The sequence below is a fragment of the Pseudomonas sp. 2725 genome, assembly GCF_050434585.1.
Classification (GTDB): Bacteria; Pseudomonadota; Gammaproteobacteria; order Pseudomonadales; family Pseudomonadaceae; genus Aquipseudomonas; species Aquipseudomonas jessenii.
Genome location: NZ_JBNDIV010000012.1, coordinates 1 through 19,808, shown reverse-complemented (window position 1 = coordinate 19,808; position 19,808 = coordinate 1). Strand labels below are relative to the sequence as shown.

At 61.4% G+C, this 19,808-nt stretch carries 22 protein-coding genes; 13 read left to right on the top strand and 9 right to left on the bottom strand.

What is annotated here, in order from left to right:
* Window positions 1–11 precede the first annotated feature (11 nt).
* A complete protein-coding gene (locus ABIE16_RS26950) occupies window positions 12–359 on the top strand; it encodes a DUF6124 family protein (RefSeq protein ID WP_429522282.1) in 348 nt (115 codons plus the stop codon).
* Window positions 360–408: 49 nt separating this feature from the next.
* On the opposite strand, the gene ampC is transcribed toward ABIE16_RS26950, so the two are convergent.
* The 3 genes from ampC to ABIE16_RS26935 all read right to left on the bottom strand — a co-directional run bounded on the left by ampC (window position 409) and on the right by ABIE16_RS26935 (window position 4,393).
* Window positions 409–1,518 carry a class C beta-lactamase gene (gene ampC, locus ABIE16_RS26945; RefSeq protein WP_429522325.1) on the bottom strand — a complete coding sequence of 370 codons (1,110 nt, stop codon included), beginning with the start codon at window positions 1,516–1,518 and terminating at the stop codon, window positions 409–411.
* Between the two features lie 160 nt (window positions 1,519–1,678).
* The gene (gene gudD, locus ABIE16_RS26940; RefSeq protein WP_429522281.1) at window positions 1,679–3,022 is read right to left on the bottom strand and encodes a glucarate dehydratase; all 1,344 of its coding nucleotides are present in this window, start codon (window positions 3,020–3,022) and stop codon (window positions 1,679–1,681) included.
* A 24-nt stretch (window positions 3,023–3,046) separates the two neighbouring features.
* On the bottom strand, window positions 3,047–4,393 hold the full coding sequence (locus tag ABIE16_RS26935) for an MFS transporter (protein ID WP_429522280.1): 1,347 nt from the start codon (window positions 4,391–4,393) through the stop codon (window positions 3,047–3,049).
* A 278-nt stretch (window positions 4,394–4,671) separates the two neighbouring features.
* Between ABIE16_RS26935 and ABIE16_RS26930 the strand changes: the two genes are divergently transcribed.
* The gene (locus tag ABIE16_RS26930; protein WP_090456787.1) at window positions 4,672–5,382 is read left to right on the top strand and encodes a FadR/GntR family transcriptional regulator; all 711 of its coding nucleotides are present in this window, start codon (window positions 4,672–4,674) and stop codon (window positions 5,380–5,382) included.
* A 132-nt stretch (window positions 5,383–5,514) separates the two neighbouring features.
* On the opposite strand, the gene ABIE16_RS26925 is transcribed toward ABIE16_RS26930, so the two are convergent.
* Entirely contained in the window at window positions 5,515–6,426 is a 912-nt protein-coding gene (locus ABIE16_RS26925; protein WP_057714030.1) for a DMT family transporter, read from the bottom strand.
* A gap of 96 nt (window positions 6,427–6,522) precedes the next feature.
* Here ABIE16_RS26925 and ABIE16_RS26920 point away from each other — a divergent pair, with 96 nt between their 5' ends.
* Complete coding sequence (locus ABIE16_RS26920; protein ID WP_150814226.1) at window positions 6,523–7,386, top strand: LysR family transcriptional regulator; 864 nt, start codon at window positions 6,523–6,525, stop codon at window positions 7,384–7,386.
* A 195-nt stretch (window positions 7,387–7,581) separates the two neighbouring features.
* Here the strand turns inward: ABIE16_RS26920 and yegQ are convergent, their stop codons facing one another.
* Complete coding sequence (gene yegQ, locus ABIE16_RS26915; protein WP_429522279.1) at window positions 7,582–8,904, bottom strand: tRNA 5-hydroxyuridine modification protein YegQ; 1,323 nt, start codon at window positions 8,902–8,904, stop codon at window positions 7,582–7,584.
* Window positions 8,905–9,068: 164 nt separating this feature from the next.
* Between yegQ and ABIE16_RS26910 the strand changes: the two genes are divergently transcribed.
* Complete coding sequence (locus ABIE16_RS26910; RefSeq protein ID WP_429522278.1) at window positions 9,069–10,130, top strand: AI-2E family transporter; 1,062 nt, start codon at window positions 9,069–9,071, stop codon at window positions 10,128–10,130.
* On the opposite strand, the gene ABIE16_RS26905 is transcribed toward ABIE16_RS26910, so the two are convergent.
* The 3 genes from ABIE16_RS26905 to ABIE16_RS26895 form a co-directional block, all read right to left on the bottom strand.
* Window positions 10,127–10,318 (bottom strand): hypothetical protein, encoded by a 192-nt coding sequence (locus ABIE16_RS26905; RefSeq protein WP_057714034.1) that lies wholly within the window; start codon window positions 10,316–10,318, stop codon window positions 10,127–10,129. The two genes, ABIE16_RS26910 and ABIE16_RS26905, sit on opposite strands and share 4 nt — an antisense overlap.
* Before the next feature lie 115 nt (window positions 10,319–10,433).
* A complete protein-coding gene (locus ABIE16_RS26900; protein ID WP_008052996.1) occupies window positions 10,434–10,628 on the bottom strand; it encodes a hypothetical protein in 195 nt (64 codons plus the stop codon).
* A 235-nt stretch (window positions 10,629–10,863) separates the two neighbouring features.
* Complete coding sequence (locus ABIE16_RS26895; protein ID WP_150814223.1) at window positions 10,864–11,217, bottom strand: hypothetical protein; 354 nt, start codon at window positions 11,215–11,217, stop codon at window positions 10,864–10,866.
* Window positions 11,218–11,463: 246 nt separating this feature from the next.
* Between ABIE16_RS26895 and ABIE16_RS26890 the strand changes: the two genes are divergently transcribed.
* Both ABIE16_RS26890 and ABIE16_RS26885 read left to right on the top strand, forming a co-directional pair.
* Window positions 11,464–12,282 carry a shikimate 5-dehydrogenase gene (locus tag ABIE16_RS26890; RefSeq protein ID WP_429522277.1) on the top strand — a complete coding sequence of 273 codons (819 nt, stop codon included), beginning with the start codon at window positions 11,464–11,466 and terminating at the stop codon, window positions 12,280–12,282.
* A gap of 9 nt (window positions 12,283–12,291) precedes the next feature.
* Entirely contained in the window at window positions 12,292–12,810 is a 519-nt protein-coding gene (locus ABIE16_RS26885) for a cupin domain-containing protein (protein ID WP_429522276.1), read from the top strand.
* Window positions 12,811–13,005: 195 nt separating this feature from the next.
* Here the strand turns inward: ABIE16_RS26885 and ABIE16_RS26880 are convergent, their stop codons facing one another.
* Window positions 13,006–13,650, bottom strand: coding sequence for a YceH family protein (locus ABIE16_RS26880; RefSeq protein WP_057714038.1), 645 nt, complete (start codon window positions 13,648–13,650; stop codon window positions 13,006–13,008).
* A 172-nt stretch (window positions 13,651–13,822) separates the two neighbouring features.
* Between ABIE16_RS26880 and ABIE16_RS26875 the strand changes: the two genes are divergently transcribed.
* From ABIE16_RS26875 to ABIE16_RS26845, 7 genes are read left to right on the top strand one after another with little or no spacing between them, the layout of a single operon-like run.
* Entirely contained in the window at window positions 13,823–14,995 is a 1,173-nt protein-coding gene (locus ABIE16_RS26875; protein ID WP_429522275.1) for an acyl-CoA dehydrogenase family protein, read from the top strand.
* Window positions 14,992–16,185 carry an acyl-CoA dehydrogenase family protein gene (locus ABIE16_RS26870; RefSeq protein ID WP_429522274.1) on the top strand — a complete coding sequence of 398 codons (1,194 nt, stop codon included), beginning with the start codon at window positions 14,992–14,994 and terminating at the stop codon, window positions 16,183–16,185. Before ABIE16_RS26875 ends, ABIE16_RS26870 begins: the two co-directional genes overlap by 4 nt.
* A gap of 13 nt (window positions 16,186–16,198) precedes the next feature.
* Window positions 16,199–16,981: an SDR family oxidoreductase gene (locus ABIE16_RS26865; RefSeq protein WP_057714041.1), complete on the top strand. Its 783-nt coding sequence runs from the start codon at window positions 16,199–16,201 to the stop codon at window positions 16,979–16,981.
* Between the two features lie 2 nt (window positions 16,982–16,983).
* Window positions 16,984–17,442, top strand: coding sequence for a MaoC family dehydratase (locus ABIE16_RS26860; protein ID WP_429522273.1), 459 nt, complete (start codon window positions 16,984–16,986; stop codon window positions 17,440–17,442).
* 29 nt (window positions 17,443–17,471) lie between these two features.
* The gene (locus ABIE16_RS26855; RefSeq protein ID WP_429522272.1) at window positions 17,472–18,674 is read left to right on the top strand and encodes an acetyl-CoA C-acyltransferase; all 1,203 of its coding nucleotides are present in this window, start codon (window positions 17,472–17,474) and stop codon (window positions 18,672–18,674) included.
* Window positions 18,675–19,064, top strand: coding sequence for a nuclear transport factor 2 family protein (locus ABIE16_RS26850; protein ID WP_429522271.1), 390 nt, complete (start codon window positions 18,675–18,677; stop codon window positions 19,062–19,064).
* Entirely contained in the window at window positions 19,061–19,495 is a 435-nt protein-coding gene (locus tag ABIE16_RS26845; RefSeq protein WP_154947342.1) for a nuclear transport factor 2 family protein, read from the top strand. The genes ABIE16_RS26850 and ABIE16_RS26845 overlap by 4 nt, the downstream gene beginning before the upstream one ends.
* The last annotated feature ends 313 nt before the right edge of the window (window positions 19,496–19,808 follow it).

Below are 19,808 nucleotides of genomic sequence, written 5' to 3'. Positions count from 1 at the left end.
GGTACTTCTTCATGAAAAAGCTAAGTCCGAATCCCCCGGAATCCCCATCCGACTCAGATTTGCCACTCTCCGACATCACCGAACCCGCCGTCAGCGCTCGCTTGCGCAACCCCAAACACGCCGACCCGGTTAGCCACATCTTCACCATCCTCCCAAACGTCGACACCCCTACGCTGCTGTGCCACGCCTGCGAAACCCTCGCGTCCCTGAACGTGCTGGTCACCGATCTGGCCTGTAACCTGGAAAGCTCCAACCGCAATGTGGCGCTGTCGATTCAGCAATTGGCAGTGGTGGGCGAATTGTTGGTGAACCGCGCGCTGGACAATATCGACCCGCCCGAAGGGGTGCCGATAAAGTAAAAAAGGGCGACCTCAAGTGGTCGCCTTTTACATGGGAGGCAAGCAAGGCTTATCGGGCAAGGGCACTCAGTATCTGATGAGCGATCCTGACCCGCTGCGCATTGGGATAATTCTTGTTGGCCAGCATCACGATGCCGATGTCCTTCGAAGGCACGTACGCCACATAAGCACCAAAGCCACCGGTTGAACCTGTCTTGTTGATCAGCACGTTTTCCGGCTGCGCCTGCGGCGGGTTCAGCCACTGGACTTCATGGGCTTGCATGGCCATTGGCGTGGAGTTGCCGTCCAGCAAGCGATCCAGTGTGATCGGGTATCGATACATCTCCCAGCCCAGGCCCTGGGTCATATCGCCTACGGTGTAGTAACCGCTGTGAGTCAAGGCGATGGCCTGCTGCAACGGCTTTTCCAGGGACGCCGGTTTCATGTTCGCGCCGACATAGCTCAGCAAGTCTGCGGCGCTGGTCTTCACCCCATACGCCTCTGAATCCAGCGCGCCCGGACCCACCCGTACCGGTTTGCCGTCCTTGTTGTAGCCCTGGGCGTAGAGCGCCATCTGATCCTGCGGCACATGCACATAGGTGTGCTGCAAGCCGAGTTTTGGCAGCAGGGTCTTCTCCATCAGGTCATCAAACGGCTGGCCCATGCTGTGGGCGGCGAGGTAGCCGAACAGGCCCAGGCTGGGGTTCGAATACAGTCGGTGGCTGCCGGGGGCGTAGAGCGGTTTCCATTGTTTGTAGTAGCCGAGCATTTTGTCGGCCGAATCAGATTCAGCAGGAAATTGCAGGGGTAAACCGCCAGCGCTGTAGGTGCCCAGTTGCAGCACACTGATGTGGTCGAAAGCACTGCCGCGCAAGGCCGGCAGGACCTGGCTGGCCTTGTCGGTCAGGGACAGCTTGCCGGTGGCTTGGGCGTAGGCGGCGAGGGTGGCGGTGAAGGTTTTGCTGACGGAGCCGATTTCGAACAGGGTGTCCTGTGTGACGGGGTTGCCGGTTTCTATCGAGGCGACGCCATAGTTGAAGTAATGCGCCTGGCCGTTGACGGTGACCGCCACGGCCATGCCGTGGATACCCTCGGCCTGCATTACCGGTTGTACAGCGGCGTTTACCACTGTCTCGACTTGATCCTGTGCAACGCACTGGGCCGCGGCGAATATCGCCATGCAAGCGGCGATGGTTTTCAGCCTGTCCATATTGGTTTCATCCGTCGTTGATTCAGTTGCGCGTCATTTTAGGGGCTCAAGCGCCATGCTCCGAGCGCTTTTTAAAATCGGCCGCCATCAGGCGGCCACACGCAACCCTTGATTCAACGCGCTTGGCGATTCAACGCACCAGGCACGGCCGCTTGTTGTCGAATGTCCAGCCGGGAATCAGGAACTGCATCGCCACGCTGTCATCCCGCGCCCCCAGGCCCATGCCTTTGTACAGCTCGTGAGCCTTGGCGACCTGATCCATATCCAGCTCGACCCCCAGCCCCGGTTTCTGCGGCACCTGCACGCAGCCGTCGACGATTTGCAGCGGGGCCTTGGTCAGGCGCTGACCGTCCTGCCAGATCCAGTGGGTGTCGATGGCGGTGATCTCGCCCGGCGCCGCTGCCGCGACATGGGTGAACATCGCCAGGGAAATGTCGAAGTGGTTGTTAGAGTGCGAACCCCAGGTCAGGCCCCATTCGTGGCACATCTGCGCCACGCGCACCGAACCCTGCATCGTCCAGAAGTGCGGGTCGGCCAGGGGAATATCGACCGACTGCAACTGGATCGCATGGCCCATCTCCCGCCAGTCGGTGGCGATCATGTTGGTCGCGGTTTTCAAACCCGTGGCGCGACGGAATTCGGCCATGACTTCTCGCCCCGAGTAACCGTTTTCTGCCCCGCACGGGTCTTCGGCGTAGGCCAGCACGCGGTGCTGATCGCGGCACAGGCGGATGGCTTCTTTCAGTGACCAGGCGCCATTCGGGTCGAGGGTGATGCGCGCATCGGGGAAGCGTTCGGCGAGGGCCGTGACCGCTTCGATTTCGGCGTCGCCGCTGAGCACGCCGCCCTTGAGCTTGAAGTCCTTGAAGCCATAACGCGCGTGAGCCGCCTCGGCCAGGCGGACCACCGCATCGGCGGTCATGGCTTTCTCGTGCCGCACGCGGAACCAGTCATTGTCGGCGTCCGGTTCGCTGCGGTAGGCGAGGTCGGTTTCGTTGCGATCACCGACGTAAAACAGATAACCGAGCATCTTCACTTCATCGCGCTGCTGGCCTTCGCCGAGCAGGGCGGCCACCGGTACGTCCAGGTGCTGACCGAGCAAATCGAGCAATGCGGCTTCCAGGCCGGTGACGGCGTGAATGGTGATGCGCAGATCGAAGGTCTGCAAACCGCGGCCACCGACATCGCGGTCGGCGAAGGTCTGGCGTACCTGATTAAGGATTTTCTGATAAGTGCCAATCGGGCTGCCGACCACCAGGCTGCGCGCGTCTTCGAGGGTCTGGCGAATGCGCTCGCCCCCCGGCGCTTCGCCAACGCCGGTGTGGCCGGCGTTGTCCTTGAGGATCACGATGTTGCGGGTGAAAAACGGGCCGTGGGCGCCGCTCAGGTTGAGCAGCATGCCATCGTGGCCGGCGACCGGAACCACTTGCATGCTGGTGATGACCGGGGCTTTTGCGGTGTCTTGTGGGTTCATTTTCCAATCCTTAAAAAGCAGAATTCAGGCGTGGTCGGGAGCGGGTTTGCCCAGCGCCACGGCAGGTGCGGGTTTCGGTGTGTTACGGGCAGCAAACACGATGATGGCGGCGATGATTGAAGTCGCGGCCAGGCCGTACAGCCCGCCCTGAATGGAACCGGTGCGTTCTTCCAGCAGGCCGAAAGTGGTCGGCGCAACGAAGCCGCCGAGGTTGCCCACCGAGTTGATCAACGCGATGACGCCAGCGGCAATGCGCGCATCCAGATAGGCCTGGGGAATCGGCCAGAACAGCGACGAGGCCGATTTGAAGCCCAGTGCTGCAAAGCAGATGGCGACAAAGGCGAAGACCGGCCCGCCGGTGGTGGACATGAACATCCCGGCCGCGGCGATCAGCAGGGCAGTGGCGACCCAGGCTTGCTGGTGTTTCCATTTGGCCGACAAGGAAGCGAAGGCGTACATGCCGACAATCGACAGCAACCACGGAATCGAGTTGAACAGCCCGACCTGGACATCGCTCAGATCGCCCATCTTCTTGATGATGCTCGGCAGCCAGAAGGTCGCGGCGTAGATGGTCAGCTGGATAAAGAAGTAGATCAGGCAGAACAGGATGATCTGGCGATCCTTGAGCAGTTTGCCCAGCGACGGCTTGATGGGCGTGGCGGCTTCCCGGGCCAGTTGTTCGTCGTCGATGGCCTTGACCAGTGCGTCCTGCTCTTCGCGGCTCAGCCATTTGGCGTCGTGGGGCCTGGAGTCCAGCCAGAACCAGACGAACACGCACAACCCCACCGAAAACATGCCCTCGATGAAGTACACCCACTGCCAGCCGTGCAGGCCCAGTCCTTCGATTTGCAGGAGCAAACCGGACAGGGGGCCTGAGATCAGTGACGCGAGCGCCGAGCCACTGAGGAAGATGGCAATCGCCTTGCCTCGCTCCACGCCGGGCAACCAGCGGGTGAAGTAGTAGATCACCCCGGGAAAGAACCCGGCTTCGGCCACGCCCAGCAGAAAACGCAGGATGTAGAAGTGGGTTTCGTTCTGGATGAACGCCATGCCTGCGGCGACCAGGCCCCAGGTCAGCATGATCCGGGTCAGCCAGATGCGTGCGCCGACTTTCTGCAGAAGGATGTTGGAGGGCACCTCGAACAGTGCATAACCGATGAAGAACAGACCGGCACCCAGGCCGTAGGCGGCCGCGCCAATGCCCAGGTCGTGCTCCATGTGGGTGCGGACGAAACCGATGTTCACGCGATCAATGTAATTGACGATGAACATGATGACGAACAGCGGCAAGACGTGTCTTTTGACTTTGGCGATGGCGGACTTCAGCGCTGAATTGGCGTCGTCGTGCATCCCGGAGATGGATGTATTCACTGCGTTTTCTCCCACTCGTTATTTTTATGCGGGGTGAAGCTGGGTGTTGCGTTGTTGCTAGACATCATACAACTAGGTTTTTTGAACTTGCAACCATGTTTGCCCAATGAAATGGCGGCAATTCAGAGGTTTTTAATTCTGTTGGTGGTGCTAAGTGGCCTTTTAAGCGACTCAATATGGGCTTTTGTTGAGTGTTGTCATACAAGTTAAGCGAGATTTTTCGGAATTCTCGCCCGGCGCGGTGCTACGATTCGATAGCCCTGATTTCGGACACGCCCATGCAAGAAGACCTCGAAGCACCTGCCCGCAAGCGCAGCCACAACCTGGCCCATGATCTGGTGGAGAAACTGACCCAGCGCATTCTGCTCGGCCAGATGTTGCCCGGCGACAAGCTGCCGTCGGAAAACACCATCGTTCAGGAGCACGGGGTCAGTCGCACGGTGGTGCGCGAGGCGATCTCGAAGTTGCAGGCCTCGGGGCTGGTGGAAACCCGGCATGGGATTGGCACGTTTGTGATCGAGCGCGCTCCGGAGCAGGGGCTGCGGCTGAATGTCGATACGGCGTTGGGGGTGCGCAGTATTCTGGAGTTGCGCATGGGGCTGGAAACCCAGGCGGCGGCGCTGGCGGCAACTCGCCGCACCGATCTGCAACTGGCGCAGATGCGTGAAGCGCTGGACGACTATCAAAACCTGCTGGCCAACAACGACAGCTGTGTCGAGGCGGACCGGCGTTTTCATCTGCTGATCGCCGAAGCCACCGGCAACGTCTGCTTCACCGAAATCATGCAGCACCTGGGCAGTGCGATGATCCCGCGCACCCGGGTCAATGCCGCCGAGCGTGGTGCGGTGGACTTGAGCAAGCTCGGTCAGTTGGCCAACCTGGAGCACGAGGCGATTCTCAACGCCATCAAACGCCAGGACCCGGATGCGGCGCGGGCGGCGATGTGGCTGCACCTGACCAACAGTCGCGACCGGTTTTCGCCCAGCTGATGGTCAGTGATACCGCGTCATCGTTCATCGCGGGCAAGCCACGCTCCCACACCGATTGTGTGAGCACCGCATTTCCCCTGTGGGAGCGAGCTTGCTCGCGATAGCGCCGGACCTGACAGCGAAAAACCTGAGTCAGACCCTGACAGTTTGAACAACCACAGCCCGCCGCTCCAGATTCAACGCCAGCACACTTGCCAACACCACCAGCCCGCCGACCACGATCATCAATGTCGGCCGCTCACCCAGCGCATAGGACGCAATGACCATCGCCGTCGGCGGCGTCAAATACAGCGTCATCGTCGCCCGGCTCAAATCGACATGCGCCAGCACATAAGCCCAGGCCAGGTACGCCAGGGCACTGGGGAATATCCCCAGGGCAATCACCGCAAACTGCACGCGCAGCGGCGCCTGGGCGACTTGATCCGCCAGACCGGGCAAGTAGACCAGCAACAGCACCGTCCCGGACCACACCGTGTAACACACCAGCGTCAGCCCGTCGTATCGCCCGGTGTGATGCTTTTGCAGGGCAAAGTAGAGACTCCAGGAAACCGCCGCCAGCAGGATCAGCAAGCCGTGGGCATCAATGCTGCCCAAGCCATGATCGCCCGCCACCACAATCATCACGCCAAACAACCCGAGCAGCACACAACCCCAGCGCCACAGGCTCACCTGGTCCTTGAACACGAAGCGCGCGATCAGCGTGCTGAACAGCGGCGTGGTCTGGGCCAGGACGCTCGAAGCGCCAGCGCTGACACCCTGCTGTCCGAAGTTGATCGCCACGTGGTGCAGGCTCACGGCAAAGAAGCCCAGGCCGAACATCAGGGGCAGATCCCGCAGGCTCGGCAGGCGAATGCCCTTGAACATCGCGACCACGGCCATGAACACAGAGGCGAGCAGGAAGCGCAGGAGCGCCAGGTGCACCGGGTCATAGGCCTGCAAGCCGATATGGATGCCGGTCGGGGAGTAGCCCCAGCACGCCACGACAAACGCCATGGCCAGAATGATTTTCCAGGGTGAAACGGGGGATGGTGTGAGCGGCGTCATGGTCGTGCACCTGTGGGTGGATGCACCGAGTATCAGAAAGCGGATCGTTCGCCACAACTGACTTATAATGCGCTAATCGTTCACTGTGGGTGATGTATGGAGCTGGCTCAGATTCGCATGTTCAAGACCGTGGCCGATGTCGGCAGCATCGCCCGCGCGGCCGAGCTGTTGCATTGCGTGCCGTCGAACATCACGGCCCGGATCAAGGCCCTGGAGGCCGAACTGGGTGTCGCGCTGTTTTTGCGTGAGGGTCGAGGGCTGCGCATCAGCCCGTCGGGGCAAACCTTCCTGGCCTACGCCTCGAAAATTCTTGCCCTCACCGCCGAGGCCAAGCGCGCGGTCGATCCTTCGGCCGAACCCTCGGGGCCGTTGCGCATCGGAGCCATCGAGTCGTCGGCCACCGGGCGATTGCCGCGCCTGCTGGCGAAATTCCACAAGCGTTTCCCACAGGTGGCGCTGGAGTTGACCACCGGCTCCTGGGGGCAGTTGCTCGACGACACACTCAACCACAAGCTCGACGGCGCCATCGTGGCGGTGGATGTCGAGCGTTCGCACCTCAAGCGCACGCCGATGTACCGCGAAGAGCTGCTGCTGATCGCCTCGACCTCCCTGGGGCCGCTGCGGGACATCAGTGATTTGCAGGACCAGACCGTGTTCATGTGGCCCCAGGGCTGTCCGTACCGGGCGGCGCTGGAGCATTGGTTGTTGCGCAAGGGGCAGGCGCTGCCGATTGTCAGCCTGGCCAGTTATGGCGCGATTGTCGGTTGCGTCAGCGCTGGGGCCGGCGTTGCGCTGGTGCCTAAGGGGATCTTTGACCAATACGCCAAAGGTGCAGGGTGCGCAGGGTTTGAGTTTCCCGAGCTGACCGCCGTCGATAACCTGTTTTACTGGCACGAAAACGCCGGGGTGCACCCGGCGCGTGAGGCGTTTGTGGCGATGCTCCGCGAGGAATTTGCGTAATCATTGATCGCTGTAGAAATGGGGTAAGGCAGCGTTTGTGGCGAGGGGGCTTGCCCCCGATCGGCGGCGAAGCCGTCGTAATCCCGACGAAAGTACTTGTACAGAAAAACCGCGTCTTCTGGATTTAGGGCTGCTTCGCACCCCAGCGGGGGCAAGCCCCCTCGCCACAGGTTCACATGGCACTGTTGCTGATGTTCAGCCCCTCACATCCCGCATCAACAACCCAAACTCCAGATCCACCGCATCCGGTATCGGCAAATACACCGTATGCCCATCCCCCGGCGCAACGTCGATCGCTTCACCCTTGGCGTTCTGCAACTGGTGCAGATCGAAGTGGAAGTTGCCCTTGGGCGTCATCAGCTCCATGTGATCGCCCAGGCCGAAGCGGTTTTTCACCTTGACCTCGGCCAGGCGATCCCGCCGCTGTCCGGTCAGTTCACCGACAAACTGCTGGCGCTCCGACACCGAGCTGCCGTTCTGGTAGTTCTGGTATTCGTCATGTACATGCCGGCGCAGAAAACCTTCGGTGTAGCCGCGCTGGGCGAGGGACTCCAGGTCGGTCATCAGGCCGCGGTCGAAGGCCCGGCCCGCCACCGCATCGTCGATGGCCCGGCGATAAACCTGGGTGGTGCGCGCGCAATAAAAGTGGGATTTGGTCCGGCCTTCGATTTTCAGGGAGTGCACGCCCATGTGGGTCAGGCGTTCGACATGCTGCACGGCGCGCAGGTCCTTGGCGTTCATGATGTATGTGCCGTGTTCGTCTTCGAAGGCGGGCATCTGTTCGCCGGGACGATTGGCTTCCTGCAACAGGAACACCTGCCCGGTGGGCGCGCCGATGCCCAGGGTGGGTTCCGGCTGATACTGCTGCACGATCTCGCCGAGCGGGTTTTCCGTGGCCGGTTGCGCCGAGTATTTCCAGCGGCAGGCGTTGGTGCAGCTGCCCTGATTGGCGTCGCGCCTGTTCAAGTAGCCCGACAGCAGGCAACGACCGGAATAGGCCATGCACAACGCGCCGTGCACGAACACCTCCAGTTCCATGGCCGGCACTTGCTCGCGGATCTCGGCGATTTCTTCCAGGGACAGCTCTCGGGACAGGATGATCCGGCTCAAGCCTTGCTGCTGCCAGAACTCGACACTGGCCCAGTTCACCGTATTGGCCTGCACCGAAAGGTGGATCGGCATCTGCGGGTAGTGTCGGCGCACCAGCATGATCAGGCCGGGGTCGGACATGATCAGCGCATCCGGGGCCATGGCGATCACCGGTTCAAGGTCCTTGAGGAAGGTCTTGAGCTTGGCGTTGTGCGGCGCGATGTTCACCACCACGTAGAAGCGCTTGCCCCGGGCCTGGGCCTCGCGAATGCCGAGGGCCAGGTTGGCGTGGTCGAACTCGTTATTGCGCACCCGCAGGCTGTAGCGCGGCTGGCCGGCGTACACGGCATCGGCGCCGTAGGCGAAGGCGTAACGCATGTTTTTCAAGGTGCCGGCGGGGGCGAGCAGTTCTGGCGCAGTGAGGTTCATGGCAGTGTCGGTCGCAAAAGCCGCACAGGGTAAATGCCCTGTGCCAAGGGTTTATTGACCTGGATCTATGCCTGATCAACAAACCGATGGCACTCGCGCGAGCCGTGGCGGACTAAACATCAAGGCGAAAGTTTTTCGTCCTGACTGGCTGGCACGGATCGGACATGAACGAAACGAACCCACAAGACAAATCGCTGACGGTGTTGCTGGTGCTGGTGAGCGCTGCCTTCATCTGGATCCTGCTGCCGTTTTACGGCGCGGCGTTCTGGGCGGTGATCCTGGGCATCCTCTTTGCGCCACTGCAGGGCCGGCTACAAGTGAAGTTCGGCTGGCAACGCAACCTCACGTCGCTGTGCACATTGAGCATTTGCCTGGTGATTGCGATTCTGCCAGTGATCATCATCAGCGCCTTGCTGGTTCAGGAGGGCGCGTCACTCTACAAAAGCGTCGAGAGCGGCGAACTCGACATTGCCGGGTATGTGTCGCAGTTCAAGCACAGCCTGCCGCCGTATTTCCAGCATCTGCTGGATCGCTTCGGCATGGGCGAGTTGAACGGGCTGCGCGAGAAAATCGTCAAAAGCGCGATGACCGGCGGGCAGGCGCTAGCCTCTAAGGCGTTCAGTTTCGGCCAGGGCACGTTCGAGTTCATCGTCAGCTTTTTCATCATGCTGTACCTGCTGTTTTTCTTCCTGCGTGACGGTGCGGAACTGGCGCGCAAGGTGCGTGCGGCGGTGCCGTTGCAGGAACAGCAGAAACGCCGTTTGCAGCTCAAGTTCAATCGTGTGGTGCGGGCCACGGTGAAAGGCAACCTGCTGGTGGCCATCACCCAAGGCGCGCTGGGCGGTCTGATTTTCTGGTTTCTGGACGTTCCCAGCGTGTTGCTCTGGGCGGTGTTGATGGCGTTTCTGTCGTTGCTGCCGGCGGTGGGGGCGGGAATAGTCTGGGTGCCGGTGGCGGCGTTTTTCCTGCTCACCGGGGCGATCTGGCAGGGCGTGGTGCTGGTATTGTTCGGGGTCTTGGTGATCGGTCTGGTGGACAACCTGCTCCGGCCATTGCTGGTGGGCAAGGACACCAGGATGCCGGACTACATGATCCTGGTCTCGACCCTGGGCGGCCTGGCGATTTTCGGGCTGAACGGTTTTGTCATCGGCCCGTTGATCGCGGCCCTGTTCATGTCGAGCTGGGACATTTTCATCGAAACCAAACCGCGGGTGCAGCTGCCTTAGGCGCTGAACCTGCCGGACTGGCCGCTGCCGATGCGTTGCGACAGCTCACGGGCGGCGGGCAGCGAAGTGAGCGGGCCGCTGATCTGTACGCCGTCCTGCACCAGGTACCAGCAGGCGAGCATGCCCAACTCTCTGAGCTGTGCGGGGACGGCGCTGCCGATAACGGACATGATCTGAACCTTGGACATGAAAAGTACCTCCATCAATCTGTGGAGTTACTTTAAGGTCCGGGTACCTTGAGGGGTAATCAACGTTTTCGATAGTGGTCATTGATGCCAGAGGGGGTAAACGACCGTTGGTCGGTCAGCTGACCACCTGATCGAGCATATGAACCACTTCCTGCTCGTTGAGCAGGCCCTTGCGCACCAGGCTTTGCGTCAGCAGCGAGAGAAACTTGGCGCTGCGATGACCTTCCAGGTGCTTGAGTTCGGTCAGTGCGTTGTAGACCTTGCTGGAGGTGCACAGACCGACGATGCGGTGCGGGTTTTGCGTTGGCATGTGGTCGTCCTTGTTGTTATGAACCTGTTTTCGACGGACAGCACCGAGCTTGCGGAACTGACATGACAAAAATATGACCGTTTTGTGCCGCGGGGCAGAAATCGGGTCAAGTCCATCTTGCCTGTTTCTGCCACGGACACTGTCCCGATAGCGACCTTGGCGAGATTTATCCAGACCTTGACCGACAATTGGATATAAAAAAGCCCCGCTGTTTCAGCGGGGCCGGTTGAGTCTGTTACCAGCGACCGTAATGTCGGCCGTAGTAGCCGCGTGGCGGGCCGTAGTAACCACGGGGTGGTCCGTAGTAAACCGGGGCCGGACGGTAGTAGATCGGTTGTTGCACGTAGACCGGGGCCGGTTGGTAGTAAACCGGAGGCGGTGGTGCGTAATAAACCGGCGCGGGCTGGTAGTAGACCGGTTGCGGCGCGACATAGACCGGGCGGTTGGCGTTGATCAGAGCCGAGCCGACGATGGCAGTACCGACGATCGCTCCAAATACCGCCGCGTCATTACCATGCCCGGCTTGCGCCTGACCTGCGATAGCGAGGGCGCCGATCAGCAAGGCTACTGTGGGGACTTTACGGATCATGATAGTACCTCGGTTCTTCAACCCGGCGCTTGTGTCTGCAATAGACCCAAGGATTGTCGCGGGGATACTTCTAAGACAGCGTTTTTCTGAAAAACAGCACGGCCGCGAGGTAAATTTTGTGTAAGGTCTGTACCGACTTTCTTACCGACCCGTGTAGGCCCGTGCGAACACGCTTACATGATCGATCAGAACCCGATGGAGGGCTAATCCCGTCCATCCGAAAAGTGCATTTGAAGGAGCTTGCCCATGCAGATGAACCCCAACAAAGACACCCAGTTGTGCATGTCCCTTTCAGGGCGCCCGGGGAACTTTGGCCTGCGTTTTCACAATCATCTGTATGAACAACTGGACTTGAATTTTTACTACAAGGCCTTTGCCAGCCAGGACCTGACGGGTGCTGTTGCCGGCATTCGCGCCCTGCGGATTCGTGGTTGTGGCGTGTCGATGCCGTTCAAGGAAGCCTGCATTGCCCTGGTGGATGAACTCGACGCATCTGCCGCCGCCATTCAATCGATCAACACCATCGTCAACACCGACGGGCATCTCAAGGCCTACAACACCGACTACATCGCCGTTGCCCAGTTGCTGGAAAAACACCAGGTGCCCAAGGACTCGACCTTTGCCTTGCGCGGCAGCGGCGGCATGGCCAAGGCCGTGGCGAGTGCCTTGCGCGATGGCGGCTATGAAAACGGCCTGATCGTGGCCCGCAACGAGCGCGCCGGGCAGGCGCTGGCGCAGTCTTTGGGGTATGAGTGGCAGGCCGAACTGGGGAGTCGTCGCCCGCGGATGCTGGTCAACGTCACCCCGATCGGCATGACGGGAGGACCGGAGGCCGATCAACTGGCCTTTGAGCCTGATGTGATCGAAAAAGCGGAAACTGTCTTCGATGTGGTGGCGATACCCTCGGAAACGCCGCTGATCGTGCGTGCCCGTGCCGAAGGCAAACGGGTCATCACCGGGCTGGAAGTGATCGCTATCCAGGCACTGGAGCAATTTGTGCTCTATACCGGTGTACGGCCGACGGACGAGCAATTCCAGAAGGCCGTGGCGTTTGCCCGCAGCTAGGAGGTGTCCATGCATCCCCCCATTCTCAATCTGGATTCGGTCGAACTTGAGCCGCTACCCGAAGCGTTTGCGCCGACCGGTGAAACCGCCGGTCGCTATCAACAGCGCCAGGCCCGTGTCGGTCAGCAACTGGGGGCGCAAAAGCTGGGTTATCGCCTGTATGTGCTGGAGCCAGGCATGCGCGGCAGTCCGTTTCACAGTCATCGGGTCAATGAGGAAATGTTCTACGTCGTGGCCGGGGAAGGGCAGGTTCGCCTGGGATCCGAACGCTTTCCAATCCGTGCCGGTGATGTGATCGCCTGTCCACCGGGTGGGCCTGAAAAGGCGCACCAGATCATCAATACCAGTAACGGCGAGTTGCGGTACCTGGCCGTCAGCACCCAGCAATCACCGGAAATCTGTGAATATCCGGATTCCGGTAAATACGCCGTGATGGATGACTTCAAGGTGGATGCCGAGGGTCATGCGTCGGGCTTTGTTGCGGTGGCCCGGCAGGCGGACGGGGTGGATTACTGGGACGGCGAGTAACCACACGCACCGTCAAACCACTGTAGGAGCGAGCCTGCTCACGATGGACGTCGACGATAACGCGTGCTGTCTGAATGAGCGCGTCGTCTGGACGTTTTTCGCGAGCAGGCTCGCTCCTACAGGGATTGTGTCAATCACACATGCCCGTCGGTCCACGATCCATTGTGGGAGTGTTGTGTCAGGTAAACATCCAGGTTATTCGAGCCGGGCCAGTCTTTCTTCCAGCGCCGCAATTCGCGCTTCCAGTTCTTCGATCCGTTCAACCGAAACCCCGCTGCCGCCACGCTCGGCCGGGTTTTGCCGTGCCGCCATGATCGCTTCGATATCCGCCGGGTCGCCCAGGGCGTGGGTGTAACGGTCTTCGCGTTGGCCGGCCTGACGCGGAATCAGCACGGCCAGACCCCGGGCAATCAGGCGTTCGAGTTGATGCACCACCTGTTCGGTGTCTTCGAATTCATGCATGCGGCCGCTGCGGGTTAGCAGTTCATTGACGGTCTGCGGGCCGCGCAGAAACATCAGCCCGGTCAGGATGACCTGCGCCGGTACCAGTTCCAGGGCCTTGTCGACCTTGTGTTCCCAGCGGTCGGCGCGGCTGCCCATTACCAGTCTGGCGAAGCCGCGTCCTTCGAGGGCGCGCAGGCTCTGACCGACCTGGCCCGGCGTCAGGTTCATCACTGGCTCGCGGCTGGTTTTCTGGTTGCAGGCAATCACCAGGGCATTGAGGGTCAGGGGATAGGTTTCCGGGCTGGTGGCCTGTTTCTCGATCAACGAACCCAGAATGCGGATTTCCGTGCTGCTGAGCCGTGGCTCGTCGAAAGTCGTCTCTTGCTCAGTGCTCATGGTTCTGCATCCTTAGCCGATTCATGTTTTTCACTTGCGTAGGCGCACTTTGACATCGCCCGTTCGGACTAGGCAAGGCTAACGATTCTGCCGCGTCCGGGCGGCGCCAAACTTCATGCTCAAAGGGGTGTTGCGCCACGCGCGCCCCGCCAAACGAGCAGAAGGCGCCGCGATGGAGTTTGCATTCAGCGACGAACAGGAAATGATCCGCGCATCGGCCGAGGGTTTCCTCGCCGATGTCTCGGATTCTGCCGCCGTGCGCGCGGCAATGGTCAGTGAACGGGGTTTCGACGAAGCCCTCTGGCAGCGTCTGTGCCAGGAAATGTACTGGCCGGCCATTCATATCCCCGAAACCTATGGGGGCCTGGGCCTCGGCTTTGTCGAGCTGACGATCCTGCTGGAACAGATGGGCCGGCGCTTGCTGTGCTCGCCATTTTTCGCCACCGCCTGCATGGCCACCCCTGCGCTGTTGCTGGCGGCCAATGATCAACAGAAGCAGCGCTGGTTGCCGTCGATTGCCGATGGCAGCGTGACCGCGACCCTGGCGTTCAGCAGTGCCAACGGCTGGTCCGCCGACGATGTCCAGGCAACGGTGGTGGCTGAGGGCGACGGGTTCGTCCTCGACGGCACCCTCAAGCATGTGCTCGATGGCCATGGCGCTGACCTGTTGATCATTGCCGCACGGCAACCCGGAACCACTGGCGAAAAGGGCATCAGCCTGTTTGCCGTGAACGCCGTATGCGCAGGTATCGAACGGCAAATGCTGCCGACCATGGACCAGACCCGGCGCCAGGCGCGGATCCAGCTCAAGGGCCTGTACCTTGAAGCCGACTGCCTGCTGGGTGAGCTCGGGAACGGCTGGTCGCACCTTGAGCGAGTCCTGCAACTGGCCTGCATCGGCCTGGCTGCCGAGCAGACCGGCGGCGCGCAGCAGGTACTCGACCTCAGCGTGGCCTACATGCAGGAACGCCAGCAGTTCGGTCGCCCGATTGCCAGTTTCCAGGCCCTCAAACACCGCGCCGCCGACATGATGCTGCAAGTCGAATGCGCCCGTTCGGCCAGTTATTACGCCGCGTGCGTGGCCCAGGAAGTCCTCGATCCCCAGGGTGATCCGCAGGTCGCGGCCGAACTGCCGCTGGCGGCGGCGCTGGCCAAGGCGCAGTGCTCCGAGACCTACTTCTCCTGCGCGTCCGAATCAATCCAGCTACACGGCGGCGTCGGTTTCACCTGGGAATACGACCCGCACCTCTACTTCAAGCGCGCCCGCGCCAGCGAGAGCTTCCTTGGGCTACCGGCCTGGCATCGCGAGCGCATTGCTTCGGTGATTCTGGGAGAGCAGCCATGAAAATCAGTTTCAGCGAGCAGGACGAACGCTTCCGTCGGGAAGTCGCCGACTGGATGAGCGCCAACCTTTGCGGTGAGTTCGAGGCCCTGCGCTTTCGCGGTGGTCCGGGCGACGAGCACATGTTTCCCGAGGAGCGCAAAGCCTGGGAACGCAAACTCGCCGAGGGTGGCTGGACCTGCGTCGGCTGGGCGCCGGAGCATGGCGGGCGCGGCCTGTCGATCACCCAGCAGGTAATCTTCAACGAAGAGTACGCCCGCGCCGGCGGCCCCGGCCGCATGGGGCATATCGGCGAAGGCCTGGCCGGGCCGACCATCGCCGCGTTCGGTACGGCTGAACAGCAACAGCGTTTTTTGCCGGGGATCGTCAGCGGTACGTCGTTCTGGTGCCAGGGCTATTCAGAGCCGGGCGCCGGTTCCGACCTGGCCAACGTCAAGACCCGCGCAACGCTGGATGAAGCCAGCGGCAGTTGGATCATCAATGGCCAGAAAGTCTGGACCTCCCTGGCCCACGAATCGGACTGGTGCTTTGTCATCGCACGCACCGAACCGGGTAGCGTCGGCCATCGCGGCCTGTCGTTCCTGCTGGTGCCCATGGCCCAGACAGAAATAACCGTGCGACCCATCGAGCAACTCACCGGCACCTCGGAATTCAACGAAGTGTTCTTCGACGATGCCCGCACCGATGCCACCAACATCATTGGCGCGCCGGGCGAAGGCTGGAAGATCGCCATGGCACTGCTGGGCTTCGAGCGGGGTGTGTCGACCCTCGGCCAGCAGATGCAGTTCCAGAACGAACTCAACGAAATCATCGCCATCGCCAAGTCCAATGGCGCCGACCGCGATCCGATCCTGCGTCAGCGCCTGGCCGAGGCCTGGAGCGGGTTGCGGATCATGCGCTACAACTCGCTGCGCATGCTCTCGGGTAGCCAGGACGGTTCGCTGCGCAAAGAGGCGACCATCTACAAGCTGTTCTGGTCGACCTGGCACGCCAGCCTCGGCAAGTTGGCGATGGACGTCCTCGGCGCCGAGGCGGAATTGCTCGAAGCCGCGCCTTACCGGTTGACCCGTTTGCAGTCGCTGTACCTGTTCAGCCGCGCCGACACCCTCTACGGCGGCAGCAACGAAATCCAGCGCAACATCATCGCCGAGCGTGCCCTGGGCATGCCCAAAGAGCCGCGTCCGCGCACCTGAAAGGAGAGAGTTCATGTCTGTACCTCAATATGTTGAAGGTCGCGGCCTGCTGCGCGGCAAGTCGGTGCTGATCACCGCCGCCGCAGGCGCCGGGATCGGTTTTTCCGCCGCCGTGCGTGCCGCCGAAGAAGGCTGCCGTGCGCTGATGATCAGCGATATCCATGAAGGCCGGTTGGCCGAAGCGGTGCTGAAAATCCGCGAAACCACCGGGCTGCAACACGTGTTCGGCCAGGTCTGCAACGTTGCCGACGAAGCCCAAGTACAGCAGCTGATCGCCTGCGCCGAGCGTGACCTGCAAGGCGTCGACGTGTTGATCAACAACGCCGGGCTTGGCGGCTCGCGCTTGCTGGTGGACATGGCCGATGAAGAGTGGAATCGGGTCATCGACGTGACGCTCACCGGCACCATGCGCATGACCCGCGCCATGCTGCCGAAAATGATGGAGCGGCGTGCCGGAGTGATCGTCAACAACGCCTCGGTGCTGGGCTGGCGCGCGCAGAAAGAACAGGCGCACTACGCCGCCGCCAAGGCTGGCGTGATGGCGCTGACCCGCTGCGCAGCGGTCGAGGCGGCTGACTACGGCATCCGTATCAACGCGGTCAGCCCGAGCATTGCCCTGCACGATTTCCTGCGCAAATCCGCGCCCCAGGCAGTGCTCGATCAACTCGCCGCCAACGAAGCGTTCGGCCGCGCCGCCGAAGTCTGGGAAGTGGCCAACGTGATGATGTTCCTGGCCAGCGACTACAGCTCCTACATGACCGGCGAAGTGTTGTCGGTGTCCAGCCAGAGGGCGTGACCATGCCACGTATTTTCGACACGCCGATGGCCTTGTTCGACGCCGTGGGCCAGGAGCTCGGTGTCAGCGAATGGCTGCTGCTGGGTCAGGACCGAATCAATCTGTTTGCCGACGCCACCGGTGATCACCAGTGGATTCACGTCGATCCGCTCAAGGCCGCCAACGGCCCGTTTGGCGCCTGCATTGCCCATGGCTACCTGAGCCTGTCGCTGGTCAATCTGTTCTTGCCGCAGATCGTCGAGGTCAGTGGCCTGGCCATGGGCGTCAATTACGGCTGTGAGCGGGTGCGCTTCCCCTCGGTGGTGCGCGTCGGCTCGCGGGTGCGCGGCAGTGCGCAACTGATCGCGGTCGAGGAAGTGAAGGGCGGCGTACAGGCGACCATCCGCGTCAGCGTCGAAATCGATGGCGAGGAGCGTCCCGGCTGCGTGGTCGACACCATCAGTCGCTATTACCCGGCCTGACCTTCAACAGCATTTTCGAGGAATCCAGCATGAAAGAAGCCGTCATCGTTTCCACCGCCCGCACCCCGATCGGTAAAGCCTTTCGCGGTGCGTTCAATGACACCGAAGCGCCGCAACTGGGCGGACATGTGGTGCGCGAAGCCGTGCGCCGTGCCGGTATCGAACCGGGTGAAGTGGACGACGTGATCATCGGCGCCGCCGCGCAGCAGGGTACGCAGTCCTATAACCTGGGGCGCCTGTGTGCGATTGCCGGTGGCTTGCCGGCATCGGTTGCCGGGATGGCCGTCGAGCGCCAGTGCTCGTCGGGCCTGATGAGTATCGCCATGGCCGCCAAGGGCATCATGTGCGACGAAATCGACATCGCCGTGGCCGGTGGCCTGGAGTCGATTTCCCTGGTGCAGAACAAGCACAAGAACCTGTATCGCAATCAGTCGGGTTCGGTGATCGAGCTGGACCCGCACGCCTACATCCCGATGATCGAAACCGCCGAGATCGTCTCCGCGCGCTACGGCATCTCCCGCGACGAGCAGGACGAATACAGCTACCAGAGCCAGTTGCGTACCGCACAGGCTCAGAGCGCCGGACGCTTCGACCGGGAGCTCGCACCGCTGACCAGCCGCAAGGCACTGTTCGACAAGGCCACCGGCGAAACCAGTTATGAAACCGTCACCTTGCTGCGCGATGAGTGCAACCGCATCGACACCACTCTCCAGAGCCTGAAGGCGCTGGAGCCGGTATGGCCGGGTGGTCAGTGGAGCGAAAAGGGTCGTTTCATCACCGCCGGCAACGCCTCGCAGTTGTCCGACGGTGCGTCGGCCTCGGTGTTGATGAGCGCGAAAATGGCCGAGAAACGTGGCCTGGAACCGCTGGGGATCTATCGCGGCATGGCCGTCGCCGGCTGCAATTCCGACGAGATGGGCATCGGCCCGATCTACGCGATTCCGAAACTGCTCAAGCGTCATGGCCTGACCATGGACCACATCGGCCTGTGGGAGTTGAACGAAGCGTTCGCCTGCCAGGTGCTGTATTGCCGTGACACCCTGGGCATTCCGGCCGAGCGCCTGAACGTCAACGGCGGGGCGATCGCCATCGGCCATCCGTTCGGCATGTCCGGGGCGCGGATGGTCGGCCACGCATTGGTCGAAGGCCAGCGTCGCGGCTTGCGTTACGTGGTGGTGAGCATGTGCATCGGTGGCGGCATGGGCGCTGCTGCTCTATTCGAGGTGGTCTGAATGATCAGCGCACAACATATCCAGACGACAATGGCGCGTTACGTGGAGTTGGTGGATGCCCGCGACATCGACGGCATCCTCGCGCTCTATGCCAAAGACGCCACCGTTGAAGACCCGGTCGGCCAGGCGCCGTTGCAGGGCATCGACGCTATCGCGCGCTTTTACCGTGAAGGGCTGGGGGCGATGAAAGTCTCCGCAACCCGGACCGGCCCGGTGCGCGCGACGCTCAACGGTTGCGGCGCGATGCCGTTCCGGGTCGACATGGAGTGGGGTGGGCAACCGTGCTCGCTGCATGTGATCGACGTGATGGAATTCGATACCGACGGCAAAGTCCGCTCGATGAAAGCCTACTGGAGTGAGGTTAACGTAATCGCGCGAGGTGCAGCATGAACCTGGAGCAGCGGATCGCCCGCCTGGAAGCGCTGGAGGATATTCGCCAGCTCAAGCATCGCTACCTCAACGCCTGCGATCTCAAGCAGGTCGAGGTGATTGCCGACTGCTTCGCAGAAGGTGAAGTGCTGATCGATTACGGCCCGCTGGGGATCTTTCGTGAGCGCAACAGTTTTGTCGCGCTGTACCGCGAACTGGCTTGCCATGAGCGGGTGATCGACCTGCATCACGGCGCCAACCCGGAAATCGAGGTGCTAAGCGAAGATGAAGCCCAGGGCCGTTGGGCCCTGTGGTATTTCAACCTGGATGGTGAGAGCGGGGCGACGCGGCAGTTGGGCGGTTTTTATCAGGACCGTTATCAGCGTATCGCCGGCCAATGGAAGATCGTCGCCACCCGCTTTACCGCTCACTCGGAAGTGGCGCGTTCCTGAAGGTTGCTCACTCCAGAGGTGGCTCCTGTAGGCGCGAACCTGCTCGCGATGGCGGAATGTCAGACAGCATTGATGTTGGATGTGCCGACCTCATCGCGAGCAAGCTCGCTCCCACAGTTTTTGTGGTGACGCCGGCATTGCGAGTACACCCTAATCCCCTGTGGGAGCGGGCTTGCTCGCGAAGGCGGCATGTCAGGCAACATCAATGTTGAATGTGCCGACCTCATCGCGAGCAAGCTCGCTCCCACAGTTTTTGTGGTGACGCCGGCATTGCGAGCACACCCCAATCCCCTGTGGGAGCGAGCTTGCTCGC

Excerpts from the sequence above, each read along its gene's own strand:
- ABIE16_RS26950 (WP_429522282.1), top strand. The coding sequence starts at position 12 with ATGAAAAAGCTAAGTCCGAATCCCCCGGAATCCCCATCCGACTCAGAT.
- ampC (WP_429522325.1), bottom strand. The coding sequence starts at position 1,518 with ATGGCGATATTCGCCGCGGCCCAGTGCGTTGCACAGGATCAAGTCGAG.
- gudD (WP_429522281.1), bottom strand. The coding sequence starts at position 3,022 with ATGAACCCACAAGACACCGCAAAAGCCCCGGTCATCACCAGCATGCAA.
- ABIE16_RS26930 (WP_090456787.1), top strand. The coding sequence starts at position 4,672 with ATGCAAGAAGACCTCGAAGCACCTGCCCGCAAGCGCAGCCACAACCTG.
- ABIE16_RS26925 (WP_057714030.1), bottom strand. The coding sequence starts at position 6,426 with ATGACGCCGCTCACACCATCCCCCGTTTCACCCTGGAAAATCATTCTG.
- ABIE16_RS26920 (WP_150814226.1), top strand. The coding sequence starts at position 6,523 with ATGGAGCTGGCTCAGATTCGCATGTTCAAGACCGTGGCCGATGTCGGC.
- yegQ (WP_429522279.1), bottom strand. The coding sequence starts at position 8,904 with ATGAACCTCACTGCGCCAGAACTGCTCGCCCCCGCCGGCACCTTGAAA.
- ABIE16_RS26910 (WP_429522278.1), top strand. The coding sequence starts at position 9,069 with ATGAACGAAACGAACCCACAAGACAAATCGCTGACGGTGTTGCTGGTG.
- ABIE16_RS26905 (WP_057714034.1), bottom strand. The coding sequence starts at position 10,318 with ATGTCCAAGGTTCAGATCATGTCCGTTATCGGCAGCGCCGTCCCCGCA.
- ABIE16_RS26900 (WP_008052996.1), bottom strand. The coding sequence starts at position 10,628 with ATGCCAACGCAAAACCCGCACCGCATCGTCGGTCTGTGCACCTCCAGC.
- ABIE16_RS26895 (WP_150814223.1), bottom strand. The coding sequence starts at position 11,217 with ATGATCCGTAAAGTCCCCACAGTAGCCTTGCTGATCGGCGCCCTCGCT.
- ABIE16_RS26890 (WP_429522277.1), top strand. The coding sequence starts at position 11,464 with ATGCAGATGAACCCCAACAAAGACACCCAGTTGTGCATGTCCCTTTCA.
- ABIE16_RS26885 (WP_429522276.1), top strand. The coding sequence starts at position 12,292 with ATGCATCCCCCCATTCTCAATCTGGATTCGGTCGAACTTGAGCCGCTA.
- ABIE16_RS26880 (WP_057714038.1), bottom strand. The coding sequence starts at position 13,650 with ATGAGCACTGAGCAAGAGACGACTTTCGACGAGCCACGGCTCAGCAGC.
- ABIE16_RS26875 (WP_429522275.1), top strand. The coding sequence starts at position 13,823 with ATGGAGTTTGCATTCAGCGACGAACAGGAAATGATCCGCGCATCGGCC.
- ABIE16_RS26870 (WP_429522274.1), top strand. The coding sequence starts at position 14,992 with ATGAAAATCAGTTTCAGCGAGCAGGACGAACGCTTCCGTCGGGAAGTC.
- ABIE16_RS26865 (WP_057714041.1), top strand. The coding sequence starts at position 16,199 with ATGTCTGTACCTCAATATGTTGAAGGTCGCGGCCTGCTGCGCGGCAAG.
- ABIE16_RS26860 (WP_429522273.1), top strand. The coding sequence starts at position 16,984 with ATGCCACGTATTTTCGACACGCCGATGGCCTTGTTCGACGCCGTGGGC.
- ABIE16_RS26855 (WP_429522272.1), top strand. The coding sequence starts at position 17,472 with ATGAAAGAAGCCGTCATCGTTTCCACCGCCCGCACCCCGATCGGTAAA.
- ABIE16_RS26850 (WP_429522271.1), top strand. The coding sequence starts at position 18,675 with ATGATCAGCGCACAACATATCCAGACGACAATGGCGCGTTACGTGGAG.
- ABIE16_RS26845 (WP_154947342.1), top strand. The coding sequence starts at position 19,061 with ATGAACCTGGAGCAGCGGATCGCCCGCCTGGAAGCGCTGGAGGATATT.